Annotated in this window: 1 protein-coding gene; it reads right to left on the minus strand. The window is 30.2% G+C overall.

Translation table 11 applies throughout. From position 1 onward, the window contains the following. Positions 1-29: 29 nt before the first annotated feature. On the minus strand, positions 30-1,247 hold the full coding sequence (locus tag CLPUN_RS08540) for an IS701 family transposase (RefSeq protein ID WP_077846879.1): 1,218 nt from the start codon (positions 1,245-1,247) through the stop codon (positions 30-32). Positions 1,248-1,283 lie beyond the last annotated feature (36 nt).

A 1,283-nucleotide genomic window follows, 5' to 3' on the forward strand; every position in this document is an offset into this window, starting at 1 on the left:
ACTAGACTTGTGCACTAAATAGGAAAAATTTAAGCTACTAGTCCTAATTTGGAAATAACTGAATCTAAACTTATCCCGTTATCCGCACAGGTGTGTGCAAAACTAACTATTTGTACCAAATAGTTGTTACGGAAGTAAGATATTGTATCTCCTAAAGTTTTTAATTTGAGAGTCTTACTATTTTTTACTCTGAAAATCTCAAGAAAAGTATATGTTAGAAATACCATGCTCCAATATCTATTTATTGATTTTGAGGATTCAACCTGAAATTCATCAAAACCAAGAGCTGATTTAAGATATCTGTAGCTTACTTCAATATTCCAGCGTTTTTCATAGTAAGAGATTATAGTTTGATTATCTAATGATATATCGGTGCTTAGTAGAAAACAAGGATTATCTGATAAGTCTTGTTTATTCCAACTTATAAGTACAACTGCGTTTTCGATGTCATTAAGTTTTCCTTCATATCTATAAACATAATACTTACTGTTACTAGCTGTAACAACGCTAGTTTCATTAGGCATAATATGCTTTGAAAACTTATCAACACCAATTTTAATACCTGCAGGATATATAACTCTATTAGATTTAATTCTTCCTATGCTATGACAACCATTTACTAAACCGTGAAGCAAAATTTTTGCTGAAGTATACCATGAATCAATCAGCAGATAATTAGTTTTGGTAGCTGGAGCAAACTCATTTATTAATTCTATAGCTAGTTGCTGTTTATCCTTAAACTTTTTAGGATTATTCTTAAAAACTTTTTTACGTTGATACTGTTTAAAGTTCAAAGGAATTGAATAATCATTAATTCTATAATGAGATGTTACCAAGCAATGAGACCACATAGGTTTGTTGCCATCTGAATGAGAATTATGAAAATCTAAACCTTTTATATGTTTTGTGGAGGTATCCTTTTTACTTAAAGTATCATCAATAATTAGAAATCCAACATCATCATCTTTTGATGTATTTGAGATTTCAGATATAGCATGAAATATTCGTTCATCTGTTACATACTCATGATTCCATGAGTATGAGCCTAGAAACCTTGAACCTGTACTTCTGTGCCTATTACAAGTAAGTTTGCTATAAATTGAAGAGAGATTTTTACTACCTTCGGTGACGGTTATTCCAGAAACTAAATTTATCATATGATTCTTTAACGCAGAAGAATATGGTAGATTTAACTCTAAAATATAGTTGCTTATTGATTCATTTTGGTTTAATATTGTTGTCAGCATAGATTAACCTCCTTAGGTTTGGTGTTGCAACTTAAA

The sequence above is a fragment of the Clostridium puniceum genome, from assembly GCF_002006345.1.
GTDB lineage: Bacteria > Bacillota > Clostridia > Clostridiales > Clostridiaceae > Clostridium > Clostridium puniceum.